This window comes from Candidatus Accumulibacter cognatus (genome assembly GCF_000584975.1).
Classification (GTDB): domain Bacteria; phylum Pseudomonadota; class Gammaproteobacteria; order Burkholderiales; family Rhodocyclaceae; genus Accumulibacter; species Accumulibacter cognatus.
The window spans coordinates 21,870-28,813 of record NZ_JDST02000066.1 but is presented as its reverse complement, the minus strand read 5'-3'; the positions used below and the strand labels follow the sequence as shown (position 1 = coordinate 28,813).

General features: G+C 60.3%; 4 protein-coding genes. All 4 read right to left on the bottom strand.

Annotated elements, in window-relative coordinates; all coding sequences use genetic code 11:
* Positions 1–302 precede the first annotated feature (302 nt).
* Entirely contained in the window at positions 303–959 is a 657-nt protein-coding gene (locus tag AW06_RS13150) for a DUF47 family protein (RefSeq protein WP_034927194.1), read from the bottom strand.
* Between the two features lie 4 nt (positions 960–963).
* On the bottom strand, positions 964–2,004 hold the full coding sequence (locus AW06_RS13145; RefSeq protein ID WP_034927191.1) for an inorganic phosphate transporter: 1,041 nt from the start codon (positions 2,002–2,004) through the stop codon (positions 964–966).
* A gap of 746 nt (positions 2,005–2,750) precedes the next feature.
* The gene (locus AW06_RS13140) at positions 2,751–4,181 is read right to left on the bottom strand and encodes a sigma-54 dependent transcriptional regulator (protein WP_034950848.1); all 1,431 of its coding nucleotides are present in this window, start codon (positions 4,179–4,181) and stop codon (positions 2,751–2,753) included.
* Positions 4,182–6,725: an ATP-binding protein gene (locus tag AW06_RS20595; RefSeq protein ID WP_171047351.1), complete on the bottom strand. Its 2,544-nt coding sequence runs from the start codon at positions 6,723–6,725 to the stop codon at positions 4,182–4,184.
* Positions 6,726–6,944: the final 219 nt, after the last annotated feature.

Here is a 6,944-nt window from a genome sequence, read left to right as displayed (position 1 = left end):
CCAAAATTCTATCGGAATGGGCGCCTCCCTGCACATAGATCTTCAACCGTCCGAAACGCATAAAGAGCCATTAGAATTTGTACACACTTTGCTTATATCCGCAGCGCTGCAAGGGTGCCTTCGGGATGAATCGTGCGTTGGGGCAATCAGCGGCCGCGGCCAGCCAGATTCCGAATGGAAAGCAGACGCCGCACACCAGCCGTCAACAGGCCTGATGGCCATGCGACCGCCAGCCACGCAGGCGGGGAAAGGAACTGGCCGGCCGATTCCCCGGGTCTGACCCGACCAGGATGCGAGGGGGATCAGCAGAGCTTGACGACGATGTCCAGCAGTGTGCTGTTGCAGATGTTCAGACGTTCTGCCGCACCCAGCAGTTGATTGTAGATTTCTTTGCGGCGGAAGATATGGTGGAAATCCTCGTCGTGGAACAGCTCGGCCAGGGCGCGTCGGTGGGTGCGCGTCAACTTCCGGACCGCCTGGTCGGATTTCTCGGCGTCGGCGCGGCCGAGTTTGGGTTCGCTGCCCAGACGGCCATACCCGGCGGCCACCGCCTCGGCGCCTTCCTTGAGGTACACGGCCATTTCCAGACAGTATTTGTCGGCCTTCAAGGCGAGCAAATTCGCGTCCATCTCGGCAACCACCGTCTTGCAACTGTTGATGATTTCATCGAGGTTGATGATCGCCCGGTGCAGATCCTCACGGTCGATCGGCGTCGAAAAAGCTTCATTGAGCAACGTCAGATTGCGAACCTTGAGGCGGTCGCCTTCATGTTCGGCCTCGACCACCCGTTTGGCGACTTCGGTGGTGCCGGAACCCATGTACTCGACCAGCAGGGCGGCGCTGATCCCGACTTGCGTGCTTTGTTCGGCCAGCAGGGCGAAGAAATTGGGTACTTTCGGAAATACCCGATGCAGGATTCGGCGAGTGAAGGAGGGGGATGCGGTGCTTGCGTTCGACATGAGATTAGACCTTTCCGATGAAGAGATTGACGAGAGCGAATGTCTGAATGGCAACCAGTGCCGAGCCGGGGATGGTGATGACCCAGGTAATGGCAATGTCCTTGGCCTTCTTCCAGCGTACGGCTTTCGGCCGCTCCGAGGAACCGATGCCCATGATCGAAGTCGCGACGACGTGGGTGGTCGACACCGGCGCACCGATGAATGAGGCGGTGAGGATGACCGCTGCCGAGGTCAGTTGCGAACTGAGTGCATGAATCGGGCGGACGCGGTAAATCGCGAAGCCGAGGGTGCGAACGATCCGCCAGCCGCCCGAGAGAATGCCCAGGGTAATCGCGATGGCGCAGGCCAGCATCACCCAGAAGGGCACTTCAAAGGTCGGGATGAATCCGCCCAGCAGTAACGCCAGGGTCAGCATGCCCATGCTCTTCTGCGCGTCGTTGGCGCCGTGCGAGAAGGCGAGGCCGGCAGCGGTGACGAACTGCGCGTAGCGCAAACCGGTATTCGCCGAAGGAGTGGCAGTGAACAGCAGAATGCTCAGCAGGCGCAACATCAGGAAACCCGCCCAGAATCCGATGATCGGTGACAGGATCAGACTGGCCAGAACCTTCATGATGCCGGTCAACTGGCCGTGCATCAGTTGCGAGAAACCCCATACGACATTGTCCATGCCGGCAGAGACGACGACAGCGCCGATCAACCCGCCGACCAGCGCGTGCGACGAGGACGATGGAATGCCGAAATACCAGGTCGCGAGGTTCCAGACGATGGCGCCGACCAGACCGCTGATCAGGATGGCCAGCGAGAGAACCGCCTGGACATCACCCAGAGTGACGAACTTGCCGATGGTATTGGCGACCGCCGTTCCGCCCAGCAGAGGGCCGAGAAACTCGAAAGTGCCGACGATGATCACCGCCTGCACGGGCGTCATCGCTCGCGACGCGATGATTGTCGCCACGATGTTGGCCGCGTCATGAAAACCGTTGGTATAGTCGAAGAAGAGGACGATGACGACAGTCAAAATCGTCAAAATCAATAATGTACTCATGAAGAGGCCCTATGGTGGTGGTCGTGGGTTGAGGTGCGGCGGCCAGACATCCGGGGGCTGCAAAGCGCACCTGGCAGGATCCGACGGGTGAGGTATTCGTGTTCGCGTGCGGTCGATCCTCCTGGCATTGATAAAGGGCTGCGGTGATCGCCGGGAACAACTCACGGCCATGACTTTTCCATGCACGCCAGACCATGAAAATGTCATTACTGTTTCTCTCCCCCGGCCCTTTCCCGCAAGCGGGAAAGGACGATTCGTGAGTCGCTGACGCGATTTTCACACTCCCCTTCAGTGCGAAGCGACGCTCATCTCACCGTCGTAAGCATTATTCATGCCAAAACCCTGGAAGTCGGACAGAGCTCTGTTAAAACAATTGCTTGGTGAACGCCAGCGGCAGTGATTCGGGAACTCGAAGGGGTGTAACAAAACGCGTCGCAAATCATGCAATTGATTTTTTATTTATTTTAAAAATCAATTTACATCAACATGTTGAAAGCGGCGATGCGGAATGTATCAAGGTGTCGAAAGGTAACACCCTAGAAGAATAAGGAAAACTGCGGTCTGGCAGTTCCTCCGCAGGCTGATGGCCGGCCGATCCGGCAAATCAATGGCCCCACCCCCCTCGTTCCGAGCTTGTCAAGAGCCCTGATTGATCATCACGATCACCTGCTTCAACAAGCCCACCGCGAACGCTGATGGTTGTTCCGGAACGATCGATGCGGCCGCGGGGTGCAGATTTCGCCGCTTCAGGATTCGGGTGGCAGTGCGCGCCGTGCCAGGCGTCGGTTGAGTGCCGGACGTGACAGCCCGAGCAGGGTCGCAGCGACCCCCTGATTGCCCTTGGCGCGCTTGAGCGCTTCCCTGACCATCGCCTCTTCAACCTCGTCGAGGGTGGGAAAGCGCCCCGGAATCAGGATCGGCAAGCCGTCGGATGGTTCCACCGCCGGATCGTCGGCGCCCGTCTTCTGCTGCTTCTGGATCGCCTGGCGGAAGCTGTCCATGGCCAGCACCGCCCCCCCGCGATGCAGGGCCATGGCGTTGAAAACCATGGCCCGCAGTTCGCGCACGTTGCCGGGAAAATGATAGTTGGCGAGCAGGGTGAGGAGTTCGTTCGAGGGCTCCGGGGCGGGTTTGTGGATCGCAGCCGCAGCCTCGTCGAGAAAGTGTTGCAGCAACAGCGGGATGTCCTCCTTGTGCTGGCGCAGTGGCGGCACCTCGATCTGGTGCACCGACAGCCGAAAAAAGAGGTCCGAGCGAAAGTGGTTCTGGCGCATCATCTGTGCCAGCTTGCAGTTGGTCGCACAAACCACGCGTGCGTCACTGGGACGGGCGACATCCGATCCCAGCGGGAAGTACATGTGTTCCTGCAGCAGGCGCAGCAGTTTGACCTGCGAGGCCATCGACAGGTCGCCGATCTCGTCGAGGAACAGCGTGCCGCCGGCAGCCTGGGCGATCAGCCCGGGCCGTGACTGGTCGGCGCCGGTGAAAGCGCCTTTCTTGTGACCAAACAGGGTGTCCGAAAAGAGCGTGTCGTCGAGGCCGGCTACATTGACCTGCACGAACTGTCCGCTCAGGCCGCTGAGCTTGTGCAAGGCTTGCGCGAACATCTCCTTGCCGGCACCGGTCTCGCCGGAGATCAGCACTGGCTCGGCAGACACAGCCACCGCTTCGAGGTACTGAAAGAGCGCTCGCATCTTGCGGCTGTGGGTGATGATGCCGGCAAAGGCCTCGTTGTTCTGCAGGCAGTCCGACAGGAGGTAGCGCTTCAGCACTCCCATCTGCCGACGCAGCGAGTGCACTTCCAGGGCATGGCGAACGCTCGCCACCAGGCGACTTTCCTCTACCGGCTTGACGAGGTAGTCGAATGCCCCTTCCTTCATGCTGCGCACGGCGGTTTCGACATCCTGGGCGGCGGTCATGACGATCACCGGCACTTCCGGGTAGAGGTGAACGATGTCCGGCAGCAGCTTGGTACCGCTGAGATGCGGCATCATCAGGTCGAGCAGCACGGCGCTTGCCGGTTGCCCCTCGAGCATTGACAGCAGTTCCCGGCTGTCGCTGACCATCTGGATGTGGGCAACGCCCGCACTGTGCAATACGGCTGCACTGGCGTGCAGGACCGACTCCTCGTCATCGACGAGAAAAACGGGCAGGCTGGCAAAGGATTTTTCCTTCATTCACTCCTCCGTGCTGATCGGCAGGTCGATGCTGACCGTGGTGCCAAGATGGTGGTTGGCTTCGAAACGCAGTACGCCACCGTGTTTTTCGACAATCGACAACGAAATCGACAGGCCCAGACCGGTGCCACCGCTGTCGGCCTTGGTGGTGAAGAAGGGCTCGCCAATCTGCGCCATGACCTCCTCGGCGATGCCTTTTCCCTGATCCTCGACCTGTACGATCAGCCGATTTCCAGCCTGCTCCGTCCGCGCCGAAACCTTGACCGAGCTACTGCGATCAGGCAAGGACTCGAGGGCGTTGACGATGACGTTGATGAACACCTGCTCGAGCTGCTGCACATTGCCCTTGACCGTCGGCAACGCTGTCGGCAAGTCCAGCGTAAAGGCATCGGTATGTTTGTGGATACGGGTATCGAGCAGGATCACCACGGCATGCAGGATCTTCCCGATGTCGGCGAGTTCGTTCATATGTCCGCGATCCTGCTTCCCGAGGTGCTTGAGATTATCGACGATCTTCTGAATCCGTTTGGCGTTTTCGGCGATGTCGCGCATCCCTCTCGAAATGGTCTGGCGCGCCTGCTCGAAACTCAGGCCGGCAAGCATGAAGCTGCCCTGCTCCTGTTCATACTCGTTGAGGATCGGCAGGGCATCCTGCCAGATGCGGGCCAACAGGGGTGCATTCGCCAGAATGGCGTGATTGGGGTTGTTGATTTCGTGGGCGATGCCCGCCGAGAGGACACCGAGGGAAGCCAGGCGAGCGCTGCGGATCGCCTGCCACTGCAGCTTGCGATTCTCGGTGATGTCGGTAATCACCACCATTGCCGCCATCACCGTAGTCACCACATTCGCCGAACTGATCGGCACCATGCGGATCTCCCACCAAGTGGCATCACTCGAGTTGTACTGGAAATGCTCGATGCGTCCGCTCCGGAACACCTGCCGCAGTTTCTCGAGGTAACCCTCGCGAACCTCCGCAGGGAGGATCAGTTCCGATCGTTTCTCGCCGACCCCGCCGACCGGATACGGTAGCGGCCGGTTGGTGAGCAAGATCCGGGCCTCGCCATCGACCGTAAAGATCAGGTCCGGCGAATGATTGAACAGCGTACGCAACTTCGCTTCCGAATCGCGCAGCGCATCCTCGGCCAGCTTGTGCTCGGTAATGTCCTCGAGAAAACCGACGATGCGGCTCAGCGGACTGCCCGCTTCGCGTACCGGGAAGCCGCAGACCCGCAGCCAGCGCAAGCCCCGTTCGCCACGTGAAACCGGCAAAACGACGGTAAAACGCTCGCCCTCGGCCTGCAACTGGCGGATTGCCTCAAGCAGCGTGTGCCGGTCGTCGGACGCGAAGACGTCGAGCAGCAGCGACGGCGCGGCACCGGCGAGGCCATCGAGCATTGCCTCGCGGCCTGCAAGTTGTCTGAAAGCCGGACCAATGTATTCGATCCGTGTCGCCTCGGCATTGATCGCCCAGAATACGACATCGACGGTTTCGGCCAGCTGGCGAAACAGTTCCTCGCGCTCATAGATGGTCAGCGTCAGCTGGATTCGATTCTCCAGTTCGCGACGGCTGCGCACCAGGTAGAAAGTGAGCAGTGCGGTGAACAGGAAGCCTCCGACGAGAACCGTCCAGTGCGCCTCGGTGAAGGCCTCGGCACTCCGGAAATTATGGGTGGCAACGCAGATGATCGACCAGTTACGGTCGCCGACGGGAATCCTGGCCTCCATGCGTGGCTGATCCTCGTCGTAAACCGGCATCCGGCCACTGGCTGTGGAAGTGGCACGCGGCTCCAGCCTACTGGCATAAAAGTGAAGAAACTGCTTGTCACTGCCAGCCGAATCGTCCCGCACCAGAACTTCGACCCCGCGCGGCTCAAGCAGATTGATGGCAACATGCACGAGTTCCTCAATGTCGTAGACGCCCACCACGAATCCCAGCGGATCGGCCTGCCGGCGGGCACCGAGTGTGGCAGCAGTGCTGTGCGAATGGCCGGGAGAATAGACCGGCAGCACCGCATAAATCACCGGCACTGTTGCGTTGCCGGGCTGCACGAGGTCGATACGGCTGCTGACCGCGATGTTGCCACTCTCTCTGGCCCGCCGCAGCAATGCCGCAAGCTCAACCGTCAAGTTCAGGTCGACGCCCTGGGCAGCCGCCGACTCGGTGCGCGCAGCGGCAAGAAGCACCGGCACGCGCGGTGGTCCGGCGATTGCATCCTCGCGGCCATTTGCCACCGCGGGATCTGCCGGCGACGTACCGGTTGCCGCTCCGGGCAGTGCACGCTGCGATGCATTTGGCAACGGGGCCCACAACAGGCTATGGATGTAGGGCCGGCGCTTGAGGATGGAATCGGTAAAGACCCGGAACGCCTGCTCTTCGATCCCCTTGGCGGCGTAAAACAGTCCGCGGATTTCCAGTAGTGCGTCGAGCCCCTGGTCGACGACCGAATGTACAGCCTGAATGCGGTCGCCGGCCGCCCACTGGAATTCCTTGAAATGGCTGGTCTGCAGCTCCTGACGGACATTCCACGATGACAGACAGGTCATGAGGAGGCCCCCAATTGCCACGGCATAGGCGGCAGTATATCTTCGCAAGTTGTCGAACATAGGCGGCGTTCACCAGGTCACTTACTGTATGTAGCGGGCGGCACCAGAAGATCAGAGATTTCCTTCAGGGCAGGAAAACATGATGCTGCCAGTGATCTGCGACGAAATGCTGCCGGCCAGGCCTGCTGCAGACGCAGGCTGAAACCCGGGCGAATCTCG